Annotated in this window: 18 protein-coding genes and 2 tRNA genes; 11 read left to right on the forward strand and 9 right to left on the reverse strand. The window is 69.0% G+C overall.

All coding sequences use genetic code 11. The annotated features are described in order from the left end of the window. The first annotated feature begins 15 nt into the window (after window positions 1-15). Window positions 16-966, forward strand: coding sequence for a helix-turn-helix domain-containing protein (locus ACWEOO_RS18290; protein ID WP_452143979.1), 951 nt, complete (start codon window positions 16-18; stop codon window positions 964-966). Between the two features lie 48 nt (window positions 967-1,014). Here the strand turns inward: ACWEOO_RS18290 and ACWEOO_RS18295 are convergent, their stop codons facing one another. After that, window positions 1,015-4,749, reverse strand: coding sequence for a S8 family serine peptidase (locus ACWEOO_RS18295; RefSeq protein WP_452143980.1), 3,735 nt, complete (start codon window positions 4,747-4,749; stop codon window positions 1,015-1,017). 224 nt (window positions 4,750-4,973) lie between these two features. Between ACWEOO_RS18295 and ACWEOO_RS18300 the strand changes: the two genes are divergently transcribed. The 5 genes from ACWEOO_RS18300 (at window position 4,974) to ACWEOO_RS18320 (ending at window position 8,100) form a co-directional block, all read left to right on the forward strand. After that, complete coding sequence (locus tag ACWEOO_RS18300) at window positions 4,974-5,858, forward strand: sigma-70 family RNA polymerase sigma factor (RefSeq protein WP_452143981.1); 885 nt, start codon at window positions 4,974-4,976, stop codon at window positions 5,856-5,858. Window positions 5,859-5,891: 33 nt separating this feature from the next. After that, window positions 5,892-6,431, forward strand: a complete 540-nt coding sequence (locus tag ACWEOO_RS18305; RefSeq protein ID WP_452143982.1) for a hypothetical protein — start codon at window positions 5,892-5,894, stop codon at window positions 6,429-6,431. Between the two features lie 93 nt (window positions 6,432-6,524). Next, window positions 6,525-6,597, forward strand: a tRNA-Asn gene (locus tag ACWEOO_RS18310). Window positions 6,598-6,884: 287 nt separating this feature from the next. Then, window positions 6,885-7,340, forward strand: a complete 456-nt coding sequence (locus ACWEOO_RS18315; protein WP_452143983.1) for a DUF4232 domain-containing protein — start codon at window positions 6,885-6,887, stop codon at window positions 7,338-7,340. 106 nt (window positions 7,341-7,446) lie between these two features. Further along, window positions 7,447-8,100: a hypothetical protein gene (locus ACWEOO_RS18320; RefSeq protein ID WP_452143984.1), complete on the forward strand. Its 654-nt coding sequence runs from the start codon at window positions 7,447-7,449 to the stop codon at window positions 8,098-8,100. Between the two features lie 114 nt (window positions 8,101-8,214). Here the strand turns inward: ACWEOO_RS18320 and ACWEOO_RS18325 are convergent, their stop codons facing one another. Further along, on the reverse strand, window positions 8,215-8,352 hold the full coding sequence (locus ACWEOO_RS18325) for a hypothetical protein (protein ID WP_355484662.1): 138 nt from the start codon (window positions 8,350-8,352) through the stop codon (window positions 8,215-8,217). Between the two features lie 128 nt (window positions 8,353-8,480). Between ACWEOO_RS18325 and ACWEOO_RS18330 the strand changes: the two genes are divergently transcribed. Then, window positions 8,481-8,554 (forward strand) — tRNA-Ile (locus ACWEOO_RS18330). A gap of 229 nt (window positions 8,555-8,783) precedes the next feature. On the opposite strand, the gene ACWEOO_RS18335 is transcribed toward ACWEOO_RS18330, so the two are convergent. Next, window positions 8,784-9,773, reverse strand: coding sequence for a hypothetical protein (locus ACWEOO_RS18335; RefSeq protein ID WP_452143985.1), 990 nt, complete (start codon window positions 9,771-9,773; stop codon window positions 8,784-8,786). Window positions 9,774-9,801: 28 nt separating this feature from the next. On the opposite strand from ACWEOO_RS18335, the gene ACWEOO_RS18340 reads away from it, so the two are divergent. After that, window positions 9,802-9,945, forward strand: a complete 144-nt coding sequence (locus ACWEOO_RS18340) for a hypothetical protein (RefSeq protein ID WP_452143986.1) — start codon at window positions 9,802-9,804, stop codon at window positions 9,943-9,945. 401 nt (window positions 9,946-10,346) lie between these two features. Here ACWEOO_RS18340 and ACWEOO_RS18345 read toward each other — a convergent pair whose 3' ends face one another. Both ACWEOO_RS18345 and ACWEOO_RS18350 read right to left on the reverse strand, forming a co-directional pair. After that, window positions 10,347-11,255 carry a hypothetical protein gene (locus ACWEOO_RS18345; protein WP_452143987.1) on the reverse strand — a complete coding sequence of 303 codons (909 nt, stop codon included), beginning with the start codon at window positions 11,253-11,255 and terminating at the stop codon, window positions 10,347-10,349. A 285-nt stretch (window positions 11,256-11,540) separates the two neighbouring features. Beyond that, window positions 11,541-11,987, reverse strand: coding sequence for a winged helix-turn-helix transcriptional regulator (locus ACWEOO_RS18350; protein WP_452143988.1), 447 nt, complete (start codon window positions 11,985-11,987; stop codon window positions 11,541-11,543). A gap of 130 nt (window positions 11,988-12,117) precedes the next feature. On the opposite strand from ACWEOO_RS18350, the gene ACWEOO_RS18355 reads away from it, so the two are divergent. Further along, entirely contained in the window at window positions 12,118-12,966 is an 849-nt protein-coding gene (locus tag ACWEOO_RS18355; RefSeq protein WP_452143989.1) for an MBL fold metallo-hydrolase, read from the forward strand. 114 nt (window positions 12,967-13,080) lie between these two features. Here the strand turns inward: ACWEOO_RS18355 and ACWEOO_RS18360 are convergent, their stop codons facing one another. After that, a complete protein-coding gene (locus tag ACWEOO_RS18360) occupies window positions 13,081-14,355 on the reverse strand; it encodes an adenylate/guanylate cyclase domain-containing protein (RefSeq protein WP_452143990.1) in 1,275 nt (424 codons plus the stop codon). An 85-nt stretch (window positions 14,356-14,440) separates the two neighbouring features. Between ACWEOO_RS18360 and ACWEOO_RS18365 the strand changes: the two genes are divergently transcribed. Further along, window positions 14,441-14,971 (forward strand): mycothiol transferase, encoded by a 531-nt coding sequence (locus ACWEOO_RS18365; protein ID WP_452143991.1) that lies wholly within the window; start codon window positions 14,441-14,443, stop codon window positions 14,969-14,971. Window positions 14,972-14,995: 24 nt separating this feature from the next. Here the strand turns inward: ACWEOO_RS18365 and dnaG are convergent, their stop codons facing one another. Further along, entirely contained in the window at window positions 14,996-16,885 is a 1,890-nt protein-coding gene (gene dnaG / locus ACWEOO_RS18370; RefSeq protein ID WP_452143992.1) for a DNA primase, read from the reverse strand. Window positions 16,886-16,973: 88 nt separating this feature from the next. After that, window positions 16,974-18,050 (reverse strand): alpha/beta hydrolase, encoded by a 1,077-nt coding sequence (locus tag ACWEOO_RS18375; protein WP_452143993.1) that lies wholly within the window; start codon window positions 18,048-18,050, stop codon window positions 16,974-16,976. A gap of 115 nt (window positions 18,051-18,165) precedes the next feature. Here ACWEOO_RS18375 and ACWEOO_RS18380 point away from each other — a divergent pair, with 115 nt between their 5' ends. Further along, complete coding sequence (locus ACWEOO_RS18380) at window positions 18,166-19,014, forward strand: TolB family protein (RefSeq protein WP_452143994.1); 849 nt, start codon at window positions 18,166-18,168, stop codon at window positions 19,012-19,014. On the opposite strand, the gene ACWEOO_RS18385 is transcribed toward ACWEOO_RS18380, so the two are convergent. Beyond that, window positions 19,011-20,252 (reverse strand): NAD(P)/FAD-dependent oxidoreductase, encoded by a 1,242-nt coding sequence (locus tag ACWEOO_RS18385; protein WP_452143995.1) that lies wholly within the window; start codon window positions 20,250-20,252, stop codon window positions 19,011-19,013. The genes ACWEOO_RS18380 and ACWEOO_RS18385 overlap by 4 nt on opposite strands. Between the last annotated feature and the right edge of the window lie 91 nt (window positions 20,253-20,343).

A 20,343-nucleotide genomic window follows, 5' to 3' on the forward strand; every position in this document is an offset into this window, starting at 1 on the left:
GAGGGTGGGGCGAGGATGCTGCAGGGGCTGGGTATCGGTCAGCAGGAGGAAGCCGTCTACGTGGAGCTGCTACGCCGGCGCCGGGCCACGGCCGCCGACCTCGGCTCCGCCGCGCAACTGCCGTGCGAGCGCGTGGCCGCCGCGCTGACCCGGCTGGCCGAGCTCGGACTCGTCACCGGCGACGATTCCGGCCTGTACAACGCCGTACCGCCGGACGTCGGGCTCGGAACGCTCGTCGTCCAGCATCAGAGCACGCTGCAGCTGGTGCAACGACGGCTGTCCGAACTCGTCGATGTGTACCGCACCGGCGCCGCGTCGACAATGAGCGAGGTCGAGGCGCTCACCACGCCGGAGGAGCTGGCGACGTGGGTCGACAACATCGAGCGCGGCGCGAAACACGAGCTGCTCGCGTTCTTCCGCCCGCCGTACGTGCTGGACGGCGATCTCGAGGTCACGACGGACGTCCCGTCGTACCGGTACGTGTACGAGCGGGCCGCGCTCGACGACCCGCGGACGCCGGCGGAGATCGGACGATTCCTGGACGGCGGGTACCAGATCCGGATCGTCAACGAGCTGCCGAGCAAGATGATCATCATGGACCGGACGATCGTGCTGCTGCCGATGCTGCCGGACCAGGCAGGGATCGAGCCGGGGTTCCTGCTGGTGCGCGGGCAGTCCCTGGTCCGGCTGCTGGTGGACCTGTTCGAGCGGGTCTGGCAGCTGGCCACACCGCTACGGCTGAGCGCCGCCAATCTCGTCGAAGGCGGTCCGGCGTGGGACGACTTCGACATCAAGCTGCTCACGTACCTGCTGTCCGGGATGCCGGACAAGTCGGCGGCCGGCAAGCTCGGCACCAGCGAGCGGACGGTGCAGCGCCGGATCAAGCGGCTGATGGAGCTGTCCGGCACCGACAGCCGCATGCAGCTGGCCTGGTACGCCGCCCGCTCCGGACTGATCGCGCCGTGACCGCGGGGGTGCCCCCACTCGTTGTGCGAGCAAGGGCACCCCGTGAGGTCAGCGCAGCCGGTAGGCCCGGGTCACGGTCTGCTCAACGGCGGTGCCGTCGACGTCCGTAGCCTGGACCCGCAGCGTGACGAACCCGTTGGTGTTGCGCAGCGCGGGGCTCATCAGGACGCCCTTGGCGCTTGCGGCGCCGGTCGTGGTCACCGGGACCTGGGTCCAGGTCGCGCCGTCGTCGTACGAGGCCGACAGCGTGACGTCCCGCAGCTTCGGAGCAGCCAGCCCCTTCGGGTACCGGAAGCCGAGGCCGAGGGTGGCCGCCCGCCCCGCCTGCACCGTGTTGTCGAGCGCAACGTCCAGGTCGTAGTCGATCGACATGACCGGCAGCAGGCTCCGGTCGCTGTGCTCCGACCGGAACGTCCAGGCGGTGCTGGCCTTGGTCGATGTCGTCCACCACGGCTGGTTCTTGGTGACGTCGAGGACGAGCTTGTACGTCGCCGGCTGCGGCACCATCGGGAACGCCACCGTGCTGGACGGCGCCGAGCCGAGCAGCTGGCCGTCGCGGTAGACCGTGGTCACCGACTTGTCCAGGTTGCTCGGGAGCGTGAACCACTGTCCGGTCCCCGTGTCCAGGAGCGGCGCGATGTCCGTGCCGCCGAGGTCACCGATGCGGACGGCGCCGTCCGGGTGGTTGGGCGTGATCGCGGAGCGGACCACGGCCTTGTTCCAGGCCCGGCTGGTCGTCCGGCCGGCCTGGAGAACGGTCGGCATGGTCTGGTACGACCCGCCCATCGGCTCCCAGACACCGGCCGCCGACACGAACTCCCAGGTCCGTACGCCGCCAGTGACATACTCGGTCGTCCTGCGCGGCATCGCCGACCGCTTCAGCATCATCACGACGAACGTCTGCTTGTCCGAGATCAGGTACCGCGCATAGCCGCCCAGCGCCGGCGTCGACGCGTGGAAGCTGCTGTCGACCGTCGCCAGTTCGCTCGGATCGACCCGGTACTGCTGGTTCGCCGCAATGCCCACCTGGGTCTTCAGGACCTCGTAGCTGTACGGCGGCACTGCCGTACCGCGGAACAGCAGCATGGCGTCGCGGCTGGCAGCCAGCTTGACGCCCTGCTCGTTGGACAGCGAGAGCGCGGGAATCGCGGTCGGGTCCTTCCGGTAGATCGCGGTACCCCAGTCACCCGGTGCGTCGTTGTAGACGATTGCTACGGCCGCACCTGCGGCAGCCGCGTTCGCGATGACCTGGCCGATGCTGACTGCGTCACTCCGCTTCACCAGCGCCACGGCTCCACGGACCGCCGAGCCGGTGAGGTCCTCCGGCCGGCCGGTGCCCGCGTCGACAACGCGGAGCAGTTTGGTCCCATTGATCCGGGCAGAGCCGGCCCAGCCGTCGATGTATTCCGGCGTGATCGCGAAGGAGTTGCGGCCGACGACCTCGGTGCTCAGCTCAGGGGCGCTGGCCGAGAACTGCAGCCTGTGCTCGATGAGCTCCTTCTTGCCGGTGGACGGGATCGCCCACAACTTCGTGTAGCCGGGGGCGTCCGACTGCAGCTCGTACCGCAGCTTGGTGTTGTCGCTCATCAAGGACACGCTCATGCGGACCTGGCTGGTCTGGCTGGGCAGCGGCGTCTGCAGACGTACCTGCTGCGCCTTGGCGCCGTCGAACGTGAGCGTGCGGTCTGCGTCAAGCACTACGCCGGACTCCGCGCCGTAAACGGCCTGGCGGACCTGACCGTAGTCGGGCGTGAACCGGTAGGTGGACGACTCGAAGGCGTACTCGCCCCGCGGCAGGCTGAGCGTCATGGTGCCCGCGGTGCCCAGGAAGTAGTACATGTCGGCCGGCTTAGGGTTCTTGAGGTCGAACACGTAGACCATGCCGTACGCCGCGGGGGCCGGCGTCGTGTCCCGGTCCTTCACCGAGATCGTGACGTCGAACCGCTCCACGTCCTGCACGAACCCGATGGCAGTCGTGACAACAGCCTTGCCGTCGGCTGACGTGGCGACGACGTGTTCGCCGTACGAGCCGGTGGCCATGGTGCCGCCGGTCAGTGTGACCGGTACGTCGGCAGTGCCGTGGGCCGGCACCGTCACCGAGTCCGCGCCGAGCTGGAAGGTACCGGCCGGGACCGCGGTACCGGCTGCTTTCTGCGCCAGCGTCAGGGTGATCGGCTCGTTGCCGTTGTTGGTGTAGGTGAGCTGCTTGACGACCGGTGCGGTCGAGCCGAACGGGCGCATCCCGAAGTCGACGACACCCGACCCGGACACCTGCTGACGGAAGGCGCGGCTCACGTCGACGCGGCCGGCACCCTGCAGGTAGACCGACGTCTCGGCGGTGGTCTTCGCCGTGCTGACCAGCTGGTTCTTCAGCTGGGCGGGCGTCCAGTCGGGGTGCTCTTCGGCGAGGATCGCGGCCGCGCCGGCGACGTGCGGCGTCGCCATCGACGTACCGCTGGCCGTGGTGTAGTTGGCGTCCACCGGAGTGCCCATGGTGGTACCGGCCGCGCGGGCGGCGACGATCGCCGAGCCGGGGGCGGTGATCTCGGGCTTCAGGGCGCCTTCGGCGAGCGGGCCGCGGCTGGAGAAGTACGTGACCGCGTCGTTCTGGTCGACAGCGCCGACCGTCAGGGCCGAGGCCGCGTTGCCGGGTGAGCCGACGGTCGAGTCCGCCGGGCCCGAGTTACCTGCGGCGATCGTGAACAGGACGCCAGTCTGCGCGGTGAGCGTGTCGACGGCGGCAACCAGCGGGTCCTCGTCCCTCGGCCCTGCTGATCCACCCAGGCTCATCGAGACGACCTTGGCACCGGAGTGCGCGGCCCAGTCCATCCCGGCCAGGATGTCCGACTGGGCGCCGGAGCCCGCGTCGGACAGCACCTTGCCGATCACCAGTTCCGCGCCCGGCGCGACACCGCGGTACTTGCCGCCCGACGCGGCACCGCTGCCGGCGACCGTGGACGCGACGTGGGTGCCGTGACCGTGCCCGTCCTGGACCGACTCGCCCGGTACGAAGCTCTGGCTGGCGACCACCTTGCCGGTCAGGTCCGGGTGGTTCAGGTCGACGCCGGTGTCCAGGATCGCGACCTTGACGCCGGTGCCGTCGTACCCGGCAGCCCAGGCGTCCGGGGCGCCGATCTGCGGCACGCTCTTGTCCAGCAGGGCGTGCATCTTGCTGTCCAGCCAGATGTGCTCGAGGCCCCCGGACAGCCGCGGCCCGGCGTCGTCGACCGAGTCCCAGAAGGTGGCCGTCTTCGCCTTGTCCGCGGTGACGGCGGCGCCGCGGATGCTGGGCAGGCTGCGCTTGATCTTCGTGCCGGACGGGGTCTTGGTCTTGCCGGAGTACTTGACGATCAGCGGGATGGCGCCGCTGTGCGCGTCGTCGTACCCCTGGGCGATCAGGCCGGTGACGTTGAACAGCTTCTGGTCGAGCTTCCCGGACGCGATCAGCGGCTCCGCCTCGGGCGGGATGACGTACACGTCGTCGCCGACCGCGTAGCTGCGGAAGCTGGCCGCGGATCCGGCGTGCGGGGTGACCGCGACCGACGGCTTTCCGGCCGTCTTCGTCACGGTGACCACGTCACCGGTGACCAAGGTGACCTTGGCCGCGGGCTGCTGGGACGCGCTGCCTGCCTGTGGAGTTACCGCAGCCTTGAGCGTCGCTGCGGCCTTGGGTGTCGCCGCGGCCGGGGGTGCCGGCGGCTCGGCGGAGGCGATCGCGCTGCCGGGCACCACGAGGGTGGCGGTGAGCGCGACGCCGAGCAGCATCGATCTTCTGGTTGCCATGGGGGGTGGCCCTCCTTCTTCCGGATTCCGTTCCGGTGCCGCACAGCCTCGCCAAGGCGGCCGGAGTGCCGCTACGAATCCGCTTGGCGATCACCCGACATGTCAGGTCGTCGCCGAGCTGCCACTACTCGGCGTAGTTATCCACATACTCGAAGTCATCGGTCCGCGGGAGGGTGAAACGCGGCACTCTCTTGGGCAAGGAGATCGGCGGCGAAGGGGACGGGATGGGAGATCTGGACTGTGAACCGGCGGACGTGACCGCGCTGGTGGCGTACCTGCGCGACATCGGGCAGCACGAGCTACTGACCTTGGAGGAGGTGAACGAGCACTCGTACTGGATCGAGGCCGGTGTGCTGGCGGCGGACCGGCTGAGCGGCGACCCGGGCCCGCACGACCCGGGCGACCTGCGCCAGGTCGTCGCGCTCGGGCAGCACTCGTGGCGCCGGATGATCGAGGGCAACCTGCGCCTGGTCGTCTCGCTCGCCCGGCGGTACGGCGGGAAGGGCATCTCGCTGCTCGACCTGATCCAGGAGGGCAACATCGGGCTGATGCGCGCGGTCGAGCGGTTCGACCACCGCCGCGGGCACCGCTTCTCGACGTACGCGATCTGGTGGATCCGCCAGTCGATCGGCCGCGCGATCTCGGATCGTTCCCGCCTGGTCCGGATGCCGGCCCAGGCGTACGCCGACGCGTCCCGGGTGGCGTCCGCGCGCCAGGAGCTGACCCAGGAGCTGGGCCGCGACCCAGGGGCGCCGGAGCTCGCGCGAGCAACTGGCCTGAGCATCGCCCGGATCGAGCGGGCGCAGGCGTGGCGGACACAACCCGAGACCCTCGACCTCGACGACACGGACCCGGTGATCGACGACGACCCGATCGTGCTGCGCGCCGCGCTCCGCCGCGACCTCGCCCACCACCTGCAGTTTCTCGACGACCTGCACCAGACCGTGCTCCACCGGCGGTACGGGCTGCACGGTCACATCCCGTCCACACCCGAGGAGATCGCGTCGCAGCTGGGTCTGAACACGGCGAAGGTCCGCGCGCTCGAGCGTGAAGCGCTCCGGCAACTCCGGCGCCGGGCGCTGCCACAGCTCCGTGACTACGTCGCCTGACCGGCTCCTTGGCGCGACTGGAATGATGTGGGTGTGAGACTCCTGCGTACTCCCTGGCCGCGCGAGCTGGGCGAAGCCGTGTCGGCCTCCGCCCGAGAGTCGACCGGCAGGAAGGAAGACGTCCTCGCCGCCGTCCAACTGACCACCGGCCGCTGGGTGGCCGGCACCCGCGCGGCCGTCTATCTGCCGTCGGACTCCGCGGACGCGGACCGCCGGGTCGGGTGGGAGAAGATCGAGCGCGCCAACTGGGACTCCGAGGCCTCGGTGCTGCACGTCTACGAGACCACCGACTTCGGCACCCCGCTGCGCGCCACCGAGCTCAAGGTCGACGACCCGGGCCGCTTCGGCCAGCTGCTCCGCGAGCGCGTGGACGCGAGCATCGTCGTCCAGCGCCACGTCCCGCTGGCCGGCAAGCGCGGCGTACGCATCGTCGGCCGCCGCAACCCGGCCGCCACCGACGCCGCCGTCACCTGGAACATCGTTCTGGACAAGGGATTGGAGCCCACCCAGCCCGGCATCGTCGACGCCGCCGAGGCGGCCCTCCGGCAGGTCCGCGACGAGTTCGGAATCTGACCCGGCAGCGTCCCGAATCCCGTTTTTGTAGTTCGCCGCCCGCCTGCTAACCTACTCAGGTCCTCGGGGATCGAGGACGAAGCACCACCCCGATCCCGCGTAGCTCAATTGGCAGAGCAGCCGGCTGTTAACCGGCAGGTTACTGGTTCGAGTCCAGTCGCGGGAGCAACAACCAGCCGGTCTCCTCCCCAGGAGCCCGGCTTTTTGCATGCCCGCCAGCGTCGGCCATCAACTTCCGGCTGACGTCGGGGGTTCGGGCTTACGCCGGGAAGTACCGCCTCACGCCGGAGATTCGCGGCTGCCGCGACCCCTCTCGACAACTAGATTGAGGCGATGAGGCGGTGGGGATGGGCAGGCCTGGCCTGCGTACTGCTGATATCGGGCGGATGCGGCACCGAGACCGCGGTAACAGTCAGCGGAGGACCGCCGGCCCCGAGCGCGCAACTTCCGACTATGGCGCGCACACCAACCCCCACTCCTCCCCCACCAACCTGCCCGCCCTCAGGCGCCTCGATCACCGTGGGTCCGGTAGAACCGGCACTCGGCCACCGAGCCGTAGTCCTGAAACTGACCAACTGCCGAGCGGCCCCCCTCACCCTCAACGGCTACCCCGAGGTCACCGTCCTCAACGGTCGCCGGCGAACCATGAACGTGACGATCACTCACGGCATGTCGTACATGGCGAGAGACCCCGGACCGACCCAGATCCGCCTACGCAAAGGCGAATCCGCGCTCGCCGCCGTCTCCTGGTCCAACACGGTAGAAGTTGCCGAGGACAAGGCCTCCGGCACCTACCTCGCCATCGCCCGCCGAGCGGGCGACCGCCCCACCGTCTGGCCCGTCGACACCGACCTCGGCACCACAGCCAAGCTCACCCTCACCGCCTGGTGCCTGAGGTTCCCAGATTGATCGGCAGCCAATTTACTTCGGCCGATCTATTGGCCTAGACCACCAACTGGCGTACTTTCCTCTCCAGATCCCGAGGGGGCCTCGGGGACGGAGGGGAAGGAACCCTGTGAACATCAAGAAGGTTTTCGGCACCAAGGGTGGCCGACTGCTGGTTGCGGCCGTACTGGGGGCCGGTGTGCTGGTCGGTGTCACGGTCGCGGCGAACGGCGCCGTACGGCCGGACTGCAAGACCTTGTCGTACCCGCTCTGCGCCCGCTCGGTGGCCGCGAAGCAGGTCGTCGACAACAGCATTCCGGCCAGCAAGCTGACGCCTGCCGACCGCGCAGCCTTCCTCAAGGACAACGGCAAAGCCGGTGTGACGAAGGACTTCGCGCCGGTCGCGATCGCGAAGATCGGCGGTTCCTTCAAGACCGGCAAAACACTCGTCGGCGACTTCACCCTCCAGCCTGGCACCTGGCTGCTGAACTCGACGGCGTTCTTCGCCCGCACAACCGCGGGCGTACCGGGCACGCGCCCGCAACTCGCCCTCCGCGTCGGCGCTTCCGACACCGCGTTCGGCGAGGACTACGGCACCATCCTCGGCGCCGAGATCTCTCCCGCGAAAGACCGTGAACTGACCGGCTCGACCGTGAAGGTCGTGACCGTCAAGGAGCCGACGAAGGTCGAGGTCTTCGCCTTCGGCTACAACGACGACGCCGGTTCGGCCGGCAGCGGCGAGATCACCGCGTCCGCGTCGGTGGTCGCGGTCCTCGTCGGCTGACCACATGAGCAGGAGGCTCTGACCGCATCCCGCGGTCAGGGCCTCGTCACGTCCGCCGGCCGATCCCGTCGCACCACCCGCTCCAGGACCCGCGCCACGCCTCAGGAGGAAGTCCTACTTCCCCTTCTTCCGGTCGATCGCCCGCTGGATACGGTGCTGCGGCTGACCGGTAATCTTCGCGAGCAACGGCACGCGGTACTTGTACGCCGCGATCGCGCCCACCACGAGCACCAGGAAAATGAACCAGCCCATCGGTGTTCCCTTCGTCCGGACCTGCCTCCATCATGCCCGGTCCACCCCACCCACCCCTCAGTCAAACCCCTGACCCACCCCTGGTTTCACACCCCACCCCCACCCACCAGATACGATCTCCCGCACACGGGGCGGTAGCTCAGCTGGTTAGAGCAGGGGACTCATAATCCCTGGGTCACGGGTTCGAGTCCCGTCCGCCCTACCGAATCCGTTGTAGGGCCTCGGCTGATGGACGACAGATCGTCCTCGGCTGAGGCCTTACACGTCTTCGGCTGAGGGTTGACGGCCGCCATCCTCACCGAGCGGCGAGACGTGGGCCGAGTCGGACGTACGGAGTACGTCGGCATTCCGATGAGCTGGGGCGGTGGCGTACTGGTCCCACGTCCGGGGGGCGTGGGACCAGTGTCGCCTCTGCTCAGGCGGGCGTCCGGTCAGTGGTGCATGCAGATCGACGCGGGATTGCTGGTCTTGCAGAAGTTGGCGCGGAACACGATGTTCTTGCCCGTCCCGTCCCAGAAGATGTCCAGGTCGTTCTTCTTGAAGAAGTTGCGTACGGCCGCGACGTTCTCCGGGGCATCCGAGCCGGCCAGCGATCCGTTGAGGACGGCGAGACCTGCTGACGGGATGTCGCCGGGCTTGGACGCGTTGTTGCCGACGATCTTGTTGCCCTTCACCAGCACGTGGTCGGCACCGAGAACGATGACGCCGTTGCCGGACACAGCCGGTCCGCCTTCCGGATCCGCCGGGCAGAACCGGTCGTTGTCGGTGACCAAGTTGCCGACCAGGGACCACACGCCGGCCGGACGGTTGACCCCGTCCGGAGTGGTGCCGTTCGGCCCGGTGTCGAGAACCAGGGCGCCGATGCAGTTGGCCCGCATCACGTTGTGGGTCACCAGGCCATGCCGTGAGTCGCGCATGAACATGCCGATCGAATAGCCCTTCAGCAGGTTGTGCGCCACGTACGCTTTCGCGTTGTCGGTGTCACCGACATACAGGCCGGCCTCGCCGCCGTTGCCGAGCTCGGTGTTGTGGGTGAAGACGACACCCATGGACTCGAACGCTGCCGCGCCGTACTCACCGTGCCTCAGCCCGGTGTGATGCGACACCTCGATCCCGCGCTTGGCTTCGAACGCCACCACGCCGATACCCGGGTGGCCGTCCGTGGTGAGGTTGCTCACCTTGGACCTGCGGTCCGGACCCGCGAACGCGAAGCCGGAGACCTCGTCCGGAGTCGCCCAGCAGGCAGTCTTCGTGAACTTCTTGGGTGCTTTGACGACCGTACCACCCTGGCCGGCACCGACGATCGTGAGTCCCTTGCCGACGACGCAGACCGCGTCGTAGTACACGCCCTTCTTCAACTTGATGGTGTCACCTGAGCGGGCCTTGTCGACCACCTTCTGTATCGAGTGGCCCGGTTTCACCACCCAGGTCCTCGAGTGGTGCGTTCCGGTGGCTGACGCCGTCCCCGCGCTCGCGACGATCAGCCCGACCACCGCGACCAACGTGACGACCAGCCACCGACCTGGTCGTCGCGTCGGCACACTGCCGCGCGAGCTGCGTCCTGTTCCTGCTGAAGATCTCGACCACGGCTGAACGCGCATGGTCCCTCCCTGTGCCTCGATGGGCATGGTGGCCGCCCAGGCCAGAGCCCGGTGACCGCAGACGGTTAGCCGCAGTGCGAACAAATGGCGACCCCCCGCCATCGCCCAGCGACCAAGGCCGGGCGGAAGGGCAGGCACGGCCTACGCGTAGAAAGCCTGCAGCGTGCAGCCGAACAGTCCGACCCCCCAACACCGCGCTACAGCTACCCACCCCACTTCGGACCCTACGCAAGGAGGGCGCAAAGTCAACCCTTGAACGGTTCTGGCCCCGTTGACATCGATGCGCAGGACTGCAGTTCCACGCCGGCTCCACGCTGGGCAAGGCGTGGTTGCGGCTGCGTAGCCGGTACGGCACTGGACCCGAGGGCACCGTGGCGGCCGCCGGTGCGTTGGTCACTCTCCGAAGAGGAGTGGGGCGGTGCCGGGCTCGGCTGTGTGGCGGAAGTAGGTCGGGTCGGCGAAGGTGGCCGGGACCTTGCCCAGGCCTTGGATGACTGTGGCAGGGCCGTTTGCGTGGCCGATGGCGTACAGGTAGCCGGATCGGGTGTCCTTGTCGATGCCGAGGAGCAGGGTGCCGTACTGACCGCATTTCTCGGCGATCAGGGCGTCGAAGGCCTGCCAGGTGGAGCTGCGGACCATCTTCACGATCGGCTTCATCGGCGACGTCAGAGGGAGCCGGATCGTGTAGAGGGCGCCGCCGCGGGTGGTGGCCAGGAAGGTGTCGTACGTCGCGGTCTGGCTGATGAGCGCCATCGTCTTGACGGCCGAGAAGCCGGTCGCGGACTGCGGGTTGGTCCAGCCGAACCCGCCCTTGCTGTCCCAGCGGGTGAGCGTGCCGTTCGAGCGCAGCGCGTAGTGGTTGACCAAGGCCCAGGGGTTCGTGTCGTGCGGGTAGCTCGTCTCGAGGAAGGTGGCGTCACCCCAGCCGCCGCCGACGCGGAAGTTGTGCGCCTGTGTCCGGTCGACCTCGCCGGACTCGGTGAGGAAGTAGGTGCTGTCGTACAGCCCGGAGCCGATCACCACGTGACCGGCGTACGCGCCGCCGAAACCGGGGACGTCGGGGTCGTTGAAGAACAGACTGCTCAACCGGGGCAGGCCCTCAGGAAAGAGAGCGGTGTACCGCGGCTTCTCCTGCACCTTTGGCGGCGAACCGGCAGTGATCACCCTGTGCGTGTGATCGCCACCAGCCGTCACCGACCCGAGTTCGATCTTGCACGCCGCAGCGACGGCGGCGCCGGCAGCCGATGCCGCACCCGCATTCCCGGCCAGCGCCCCCGCCACCAGCGCAGCGGCAGCAGCCACCCGCGCCGCACTCCTGAGTTGTTTCGACGCGTTGACCATCGCTCCCCAACCAGCCCTTCGGGTCGTAGTACGCAGCAGCGCTCTGCCTACCTTGATACTCACCAGACCCGGAAAGTTAGCTCCAGGAAGGTACTAAGCGAAGCACCCCGCCACGCCGCGGCGGGACTGGCCCCGGCACGGGAGTTGGTCCGCCTGCTCGCGTCCGCCTGACCGGACCTGACCGGCGGGCGTTCGGCTGGTCCGGAGGCCCTTCACGCCGGCCGCATACGGCTTCGACGGCGGGTCTTACGAGGCGCGGGCGACGCGGACGTCAGCTGCCTGGACCAGGTTGCCGTCCTCGTCGACGAACTCCAGGTGGGCTCGGCGACCGGTCGATGCGGAAGCGAATCCGACCCCGGGGCGATCGCCGAGGTCCAGGTGCGTTTCGCCCCATTGCGCCAGCGCGGCCAGGATCGGCAACGCGTCGCGTCCGGCTTGCGTGAGCCGGTACTCCTCACGCGTGCGTTCCCCCTCGGCCTGGTAGGCCTGGCGCTCCAGGAGGCCGGCGGCGACCAATGCGTCCAAACGCCCTCCGAGTGTTGCGGTGGGAATACCGATGCGCTGAAACTCCGCGAATCTCGTGCTCCCCAGGAACGCCTCGCGCAGCAACAGCAAATTCCACTTCTGGCCGAGGACGGTGAGGGAGCCCGCGATCGGGCAGGCCCGGTTCGCCGGCAACAGCATTGCATCCATGCCTCGAGTCTACTCTGACTTTCAAATTTGAACCCAGCCAGCTAACATCAATTCTTGAAGTCAGATCGCCGGCGCCTCCCCTGTGTGGAGAACCGGCGTCGATCAGAACTCATGCCCACGAGGAGCAGCCATGCCATCGCAATTGACGTACGACGTGTTCGTCGCCGAGCCCATCCCGCAGAACGTCCGGGAGCCGATCCCCACCGGTGAGAGGCGGATGTTCTCCCCGCTCTCGATCACGCTCATCTCCGGGGAGAGGGACGCCGTACTCGTCGATCCACCTCTGACGATCGAGCAGACCGAGCAGGTCGCCGGCTGGGTCGAGGCGAGCGGAAAGAACCTCACCCATGTCTTCGCCACGCATGGTCACGGCGACCACTGGTTCGGCGGTGCACAGTTGGCCGAGCGCTTCGGTGCGACCTTCGTCGCGACGCCGGGGACCATCGAGCAGATGAAGCTCAACGTCGCGCTGCGGCCGGTCTTCTGGGATGCGTTGTTCCCCGGACAGATTCCGCAGACCGACGTGACGGCCGTCCCGGCTGTGGACAACGTGATCGAACTCGAGGGACACAAGCTCTTCGTCGTCGAGGTCGGGCACTCCGATACCGACGACACCAGCGTCCTGCACGTCCCCGCGCTCAGCCTGGTCGTCGCCGGCGACGTCGTCTACAACGGCGTCCATCAGTTCCTCCGGGAAGCCGCCGGCGACGGCATCAAGCGGTGGCACGAAGCCATTGACGCCGTCGCCGCTCTCGAGCCGAGGTACATCGTGACCGGCCACAAGAACGAGCAACTCGACGACGCTGCGGACCGTACGGTCGCCGAGACGCGCTCGTACCTGAACGCAGCCGCTGAGTTGCTCACGCAGGAGGACACCGCGCTGGGTTTCTTCAACGCGATGCTGCAACGATTCCCGGACCGCCTCAACGCCGGCGCACTCTGGGGCAGCGCAACCGCGCTCTACCCCGAGCCCGCCTGAGCCGGCCTACGGCGGCGTAAGCCGGGAATGTGCGCCGGGACGTGCGCGGCACGCCGCCGGGTTCGGGTGCGTGCTGACGGCAACGAAGTGCCGACTGGTGAGGTCGCTGGTGGATCAGTGGTCCAGGAAGAAGGTCTCCATGGGGCCCTTGCCTTTGACGTCGATGGTGCCTCGGGGGTGGGTCGCGAAGTCGGGGCCCAGGGCCGCGGCGGCTCGGGCGGTGAGTTGGATGGCGCCTGCCTGGCCGTGAGACTCCATGCGGCTGGCGGTGTTGACGGTGTCGCCCCAGAGGTCGTAGATGAACTTGCGGCGGCCGATCACGCCGGCCACGACAGGGCCCGAGTCGATGCCGATGCGGATCGCCAGCCATTCTTGGCCGGGTTGTGCGGCGAGCCGGGCTACCTCGTCGCGGAGGGCGAGGGCCGTGCGGGCGACTGCGGCCAGGTGGTCGGGCCGCGGGTTCGGGAGGCCGCCGACCAGCATGTACGCGTCGCCGATGGTCTTGATTTTCTCGACGCCCTCGGCGTCGGCGATTCGGTCGAACGCCGAGAAGACCTGATCCAGCAGCGTTACCACGTCGGCCGCGGCCATCACCGCTGAGTGGGCCGTGAAGCCGACCAGGTCGGCGAACAGCACGCTGACCGAGTCGTAGTGTTCGGCGATCACTCCTGGCTCGGTTTTGAGGCGATCGGCGATCGGCCCCGGAAGGACGTTCAGCAGCAGGTGTTCCGAGCGTTCCCGTTCCGCCTCGAGGGCTCGGTGGGCGCGCTCACGCTGCTCGACGAAGTAGCTGAGCATGACGTACGCACTCACCATCGTGCCCGCGACGTTCATCACCAGGAACGTGACCACGAAACCGGACGGCAGTTCCGACGGCGACTCCGCAAGCCTGGAGTCGACGAGGCCGAGTATGAACAGCTCGATCAGGAACGCGATCAGCCACGGTACGGAGCGCCGGATACCGAGGAGCGCGAGCGCGGCCAGCGGGGTGAAGACCGCCCAGAGGATCATCGCGCTCGAGGCGACGAAGCCGCCGAGCGAGACTTGCAGCAGCGCCGGCAGGATGAGGAACGCGAGCAGTTGCGTGGTGCGGAAGATCGCGAACCGTCGCGTGCGCGCCAGAACCGCCAGCCCGACGATCGTGACCAGCTGGTAGAAGGCAGGGATCGCAGCCGAGATCGGGTCGCCGTACGCGAGGTAGGTGGTGACCCAGATCGTGGAGATCACGGTGATCAGCAGTGACGAGAAGATGAGCGTGCCTTGGCGGAGGCGCTCGTCGTGCGTGTCCTCCGGCCGCGCGCCGAGGTCGGCCAGTCGCTCCAGCCAGCGGACACCGATCCGCCCAGGGCCACGCCCGCGGACGCCAGCCTGAAGCCAGGAACCGGTCACGTCAGCAGCGTAGGCTCGCAAACCGCCGTCGACATCCTCCGAAGCCGCTTCCACGGCATGCTGGGGTCCTGACGAAGGAGTGGTCATGGAGTGGAGGGATCTGCCGTACGAGGCTTCGCCGCGGGGTGGGGAGGTCGAGATGTTGCAGTTCGCGTTGGATCGGGTGCGGCAGCAGTTCGCCTGGAAGACCGGTGGGCTGGGGGCTGAGGAGCTGCGGCAGACGCATCCGCCGTCGGCGATGACGCTGGCCGGGTTGATCAAGCACATGGCGTTCGTCGAGGACGGGTTCACGGCGCGGGCAGCCGCGCGGCCGCTGGCGGCCCCGTGGGACACCAGGAGCTGGATCGAGAACGATCGGTGGGGGTGGGAGTCGGCGGTCGCTGATGATCCGGATGAGTTGTACGCGCTCTGGTACGGCGCGGCCGCGCGCTCGCGTGCCGCGTGGCGGGCGCTGAGCGCCGACGGTGGGCTGGAGGTGGTCATCGAGGACCCGGCGTGGTCGGCGAACCGGCGAATGATCGCCTTCGACCTCCTCGAGGAGTACTTGAAGCACACCGGCCACGCCGACATCCTGCGTGAATCGGTCGACGGCCTGACGGGAAACGATCCTGCCTGACGGCAGCGCCCGCGCCCTCGGCTGCTAGATCGCGCCGGAGATGGCTCGGTTGCGGAGTTCGGCCTTGTAGGCCTCGAGGGCGATGAGTTCGCCGAACATGCGGTTGTACTCGTCGGGGCGCTCGATCGGGTTCGTCCGCTGGAGCTTGGACTTCAGGTCGAGGATGCGGCGTGCGCAGGTCAGCTCCTGCAGCCGCGCCAGCAACGCGAGTGCGTACGGCTCGTCGGGCTCGCGGCCGAGCCGGAGGGGGTCCACGGCGAGCGCGCCGACGACGGCGGCCGCGGGGTCGTTTCCGACGGCGTCGCGGACGGCTACCACCCAGGCCTCGCCGGGCGGCGCGGCGGACGGGCCGCCGGTCTTCGCCATCGCGGCCCGAATCGCCGCCAGCCACGGGTGCGTGAAGTCGTGGTCGTCGAGCTCGTCGAACGCGACCCCGACCAGCGCCGGGTGCTGCATCGCGACCTTCAGCACGTCCCACTCGATCACGAACCGCTGGTCCCGCGGTGACGGAACGTCGTTCCTGATGACCTGCTGCGCGACGGGCGGCTGGTTGCCGGCCGCCTGCCCCGGCGCGCCGGCCTTGGACGCTGCGCGGTACACCTCCGCGCGGACCTGCTCCTCGTCCATGCCGAGCCGCCCGGCCAGCTCCAGCGAGAAGGACGTCACCTTCGACTTGTCGCGGATGCGGGCGACCAGCGGCGCGGCCTCGCGCAACGCGTCGATCCGGCTGTCGGCCCGGTCGAGGTCGTAGCGGGACAGGATGTTGGTGAGGACGAAGCGGTACAGCGGCACCCGGCGGCCGATCAGCTCGCGCACCGCGGCGTCGCCCTTCTCGAGGCGGAGGTCGCAGGGATCCAGACCGTCCGGTTCGACCGCGACATACGTCTGGGCGGCGAACGCCTGGTCGCCCTCGAAGGCCTTCAGCGCGGCACGCTGGCCGGCCGCGTCACCGTCGAAGGTGAAGATCACCTCGCCGCGGAACTGGTCGTGGTCCAGCAACAGCTGCCGCAGGACCCGCGCGTGGTCGTCGCCGAACGACGTACCGCAGGTGGCGACCGCGGTCTGCACGCCCGCGAGGTGACACGCCATCACGTCGGTGTACCCCTCGACGACGACGGCCTGGCGGCCCTTCGCGATCTCGCGGCGGGCCAGGTCCACGCCGTACAGGACCTTGGACTTCTTGTAGATCGGCGTCTCGGGGGTGTTCAGGTACTTCGCTTCGATCCGGTCGTCGTCGAACAGCCGGCGCGCGCCGAACCCGATCACGTCGGACGACGCGTCCCGGATCGGCCACATCAGCCGGCCGCGGAACCGGTCGTACAGCCCGCGCTGCCCGTCGGCGGCCAGGCCGGACGCGACCAGCTCTGCGTTCGTGAAACCGCGACCGCGCAGGTGGCTGACCAGCGCCTCGCCGCCGCGCGGCGAGAACCCGACCCCGAACTGCACGGCCGCGTCCTTGTCGAAGCCGCGCTGGTCCAGGAACTGCCGGCCGAGGGAGGCCTCGGCCGCGCCGAACAGCTGGTCGACGTAGAACTCGGCCGCGACCTTGTGCGCCTCGACGAGCCGCGGCCGCTGGTTCCCCGGGCCGCGCTGCACCGGCGCGCCGGAGTCCTCGTAGCGCAGCTGGATGCCGACCTTGGAGGCCAGCGTCTCGACCGCTTCGGAGAACGTGATCTGGTCGACCTTCTGGATGAAGTCGATGACGTCGCCGCCCTCTTGGCAGCCGAAGCAGTAGAAGAAGCCACGGGACGGCGTGACGTTGAACGACGGCGACTTCTCGTCATGGAACGGGCAGAGGCCCTTCAGGTTGCCCCCGCCGGCGTTCTTCAAGGTCACGTACGAGCCGACGACGTCGTCGATCCGGGCTCGCTCGCGCACCAGCGCGATGTCCTCTTCCTTGATCCGGCCTGCCACGCCGTGAGTCTACGATCATCGGCAAGCAAACTCGCCCGCGGGACGACGAACGGGTCCTAACCGAGCAGGGCCGAGTCGAAGAAGGCGATCACTCGCTGCTCCCATTCCGCGGGCGCGACCTGCAGTCCCGCGGTGTGCCCCGCCTAGGTACGACCCACAGCTGGACGGAACCGGGTGAGCCGGCCCCGATGTACCGGCCGGCGTACTCCTCGTCGGGCAGCGCGCCTCCCGCGATGAGCAGGATCGGGCGCGGCGCGGCCGCCGCGGCGGCGTCGCGCAGCGAGATCGGCTGGTCGGCCGGTGTGAGCAGGTCGGTCACGCCGTAGGTCAGCCACTCGATGCCTTCCTGCAAGGTCCCCCGCCAGCCGTACTGGTCCGAGAGCCACGCACGGTCCGCGGTACCGCGGTTGGTCGCGCCCTCGGCCACGACGGCACCGATCCGCGCGTCCACGGCAGCCGCGCCGATCGCTTCCTCTCCGCCCATCGACAGCCCGAGCGCGCCGATCCGGGAGCGGACGTCCGGCCTGCTCTGTAGATAGGAGACGGCCGCGCCGACGTCCTCGTCGCCGTACCAGCCGAAGTCCATCGCCCGGCCCGCGCTCCGTCCGTGGCCACGGGCGTCGAAGAGCAGGACGCCGTACCCGTGCCGCGCCAGTACGGCGGCTTGGCCGAGCGCGTCCGAGCGGGTGGATCCGGCACCGTGGAGTACGGCGACCGCGGCACCGTTGGTCGAAGGGATGTACCAGCCCGACAGCTTGACGCCGTCGCTGGTCTCGAACGCTGCATCGGTGTAGCTCAGTCCCCAATGACCCGGCGTCGTCGCCCCGACCGTGCTCCGGGGCACCTGCGTCGCCGCGACGGCCTGCCCGACCGACATGACGGCAACGAGCGTAAACACCAACAACGCCGGTACGACGAGGAGCCGCCACCAGCCACGCACCCGCCGTACCAGAACGACCGCGGCGAACCCGGTCAGCAACAGCCCGGCCACCAACGCGACCAGCCCGATGACCGCGCCGACTGCAGAGCCTGCCGTGAGATGCGGCAGCCCCAGCCCGATGCCGACGGAGAGGCTCACCGTGCCGGCCACGAACGCGAGGACGGCGGACAGCACCGGCTCGGCACGGACCCCCACCGGCCGCGGCGTCGACGTCCTCGTTGCCACCAGCACCCACCTCTTCGGACTCACCGTACGAAGCGGGCTTCCGGCCGAGCAGGGCCGGAGGTCCCGTGCTGGACAGTCCTCTGCGGCCGCCGTTCGGTGCCATAGGTTGGTTGTCATGCCACGCACCCTGCGACTAGGTCAGCGCGCCGAGCTCTACTTCGTCGATGTGACCTCGGGCGAGCATCGGCTCGTCCACAGCTCCGGCACCATGCTGTTCGAAGCGCCCAACTGGACGCCTGACGGGCAGCTGATCGTCAACGGCGACGGGCGGCTCTTCCGCGTCGGCGACGGACTCGAGGAGATCGAGCTCGGCGGCGTGCCGGCGATCAACAACGACCACGTGGTGAGTCCGGACGGGCGCACCGTGTACGTGTCCGCGAGCGACGGGCACCTCTACGCCGTGCCGATGGAGGGCGGAGCCGGCCGGCGGGTGACCAACGATCGGGGGCAGGGGTTCCACCACTACCTGCACGGGGTCTCGCCGGACGGTACGACGCTCGCGTACATCGGGCTGGAGTGGGTCGGCGAGCGGCGGATCACCAACGTCTGGACGATCCCGAGCGCGGGCGGCGCGGACGTCCAGGTGACCGACGACGAGTTCGCCGACGACGGCTCCGAATTCGGCCCGGACGGCGAGTGGATCTACTTCAACTCCGAGCGCGCCGGGCACGCGCAACTGTTCCGGATCCGGGTCGCCGACGGGCAGGCGGAGCAGCTGACCGACGACGAGCGGGTCAACTGGTTCCCGCACCCGGCGCCGGACGGGTCGGCGATCGCGTACGTCAGCTTCCCGCCAGGCACCGAAGGCCATCCCGCCGACATCGACGACGTACGGCTGCGGCTCCTGACCAGGGACGGCGAGGTCCGCGAGCTGACGAGCCTGTTCGGCGGCCAGGGCACGATGAACGTGCCGAGCTGGTCGCCGGACAGTGCGTCGTTCGCCTACGTCACCTACCCGCTCTAGACGTCGGCGAGCTCCACCGAGGGGTCGGCCAGACGGGCCGGGTCGACCTGCTTGCCGGAGCGGATCAGGCTCTGCACCGCGTCGATGGCGCCCCACGTGTTGACGTGCATGCCGGCCAGCATGTGGTGGTCGTCGGAGAGCCAGAACGCGACGTAGGCGCCGGACTTCGGGTCGCCGCGCAGGACGACCTGGTACGACGTGCCGCGCGGCACCTCCCCGGCGTACTCCATCCCGAGGTCGAACTGGTCGGTGAAGAAGAACGGGATCGCGTCGTGCGCCACGTCCTGACCGAGCATCGCCTTGGCGGCCGACGCGCCGGTGTCCTTCGCGTTCTGCCAGTGCTCGACCCGGACGAACCGGCCGAACAGCGGGTGGTCCCAGCGGACCACGTCGCCGGCGGCGTACACGTCGGCGACCGAGGTCTGCAGGTCCGCGCCGGTGACGATGCCCGAGCCGTTGTCGCGGGTCGCGACCTCGATGCCGGCCTCCTCGGCGAGCTCGGTGTTCGGCTGGACGCCGACCCCGACCACCACCAGGTCCGCCGGAATCACCTCACCGCCGCTCACCCGCACCCCGGTGACCTTGTCGGTCCCCTCGAAGCCGTCCACGCCGGTGCCGAAGCGGAACTGCACGCCGTGCTGCCGGTGAAACTCGGCGAACAGCTCACCGACCTCCTCGCCGAGCACCGACGCCAGCGCGGTGGACTGCGGCTCGACGACCGTCACCTCGCAGCCGCGCTCGCGGGCCGCCGACGCCGCCTCGAGCCCGATCCAGCCCGCGCCGACCACGACGACGCGCGGCTTCGCGGCATACGCATCGGTCAGCGCCTGCGCCTCCTCGGCCGTCCGCAGGTAGTGCACACCCGGCAGGTCCGCGCCCGGGACGTCGAGTGTGCGCACGCGACTGCCCGTCGCGATCAGGAGCTTCGTGTACGGCACCTGTGAGCCGTCGTCGAGCGTGACCGTGTGCGCAGCCGGGTCGATCGCGGTGACCGTGGTCCCGAGGCGGAGGTCGATGGTGTTGTCGTCGTACCACTGCTGGTCGTGCAGCTGGGCGGACGAGGTTTCGTCCTTGCCGAGCAGGACGCCCTTCGACAACGGGGGTCGCTCGTAGGGCAGCGACTGCTCGCTGCCGATCAGCACGACGGCGCCGCTCCAGCCGTCCTTCCGAAGGGTCTCGGCGGCGGTCGCCCCCGCAAGACTCGCACCGACGATCACGATCTGCTCTGCATCAGCCATGCAACGAACCTTAGTCCTCGCCGACCCCTTGCCGCGGTCCCCGCGAGTCGCTAACTTTGCGCGGACATAATACGTCCTATGTCCTCCCTGG

This window comes from Kribbella sp. NPDC004138 (assembly GCF_053603655.1).

Excerpts from the sequence above, each read along its gene's own strand:
- ACWEOO_RS18355 (WP_452143989.1), top strand. The coding sequence starts at position 12,118 with ATGCCATCGCAATTGACGTACGACGTGTTCGTCGCCGAGCCCATCCCG.
- ACWEOO_RS18350 (WP_452143988.1), bottom strand. The coding sequence starts at position 11,987 with ATGGATGCAATGCTGTTGCCGGCGAACCGGGCCTGCCCGATCGCGGGC.
- ACWEOO_RS18385 (WP_452143995.1), bottom strand. The coding sequence starts at position 20,252 with ATGGCTGATGCAGAGCAGATCGTGATCGTCGGTGCGAGTCTTGCGGGG.
- ACWEOO_RS18295 (WP_452143980.1), bottom strand. The coding sequence starts at position 4,749 with ATGGCAACCAGAAGATCGATGCTGCTCGGCGTCGCGCTCACCGCCACC.
- ACWEOO_RS18380 (WP_452143994.1), top strand. The coding sequence starts at position 18,166 with ATGCCACGCACCCTGCGACTAGGTCAGCGCGCCGAGCTCTACTTCGTC.
- ACWEOO_RS18365 (WP_452143991.1), top strand. The coding sequence starts at position 14,441 with ATGGAGTGGAGGGATCTGCCGTACGAGGCTTCGCCGCGGGGTGGGGAG.
- ACWEOO_RS18325 (WP_355484662.1), bottom strand. The coding sequence starts at position 8,352 with ATGGGCTGGTTCATTTTCCTGGTGCTCGTGGTGGGCGCGATCGCGGCG.
- ACWEOO_RS18315 (WP_452143983.1), top strand. The coding sequence starts at position 6,885 with ATGGCGCGCACACCAACCCCCACTCCTCCCCCACCAACCTGCCCGCCC.
- ACWEOO_RS18290 (WP_452143979.1), top strand. The coding sequence starts at position 16 with ATGCTGCAGGGGCTGGGTATCGGTCAGCAGGAGGAAGCCGTCTACGTG.
- ACWEOO_RS18300 (WP_452143981.1), top strand. The coding sequence starts at position 4,974 with ATGGGAGATCTGGACTGTGAACCGGCGGACGTGACCGCGCTGGTGGCG.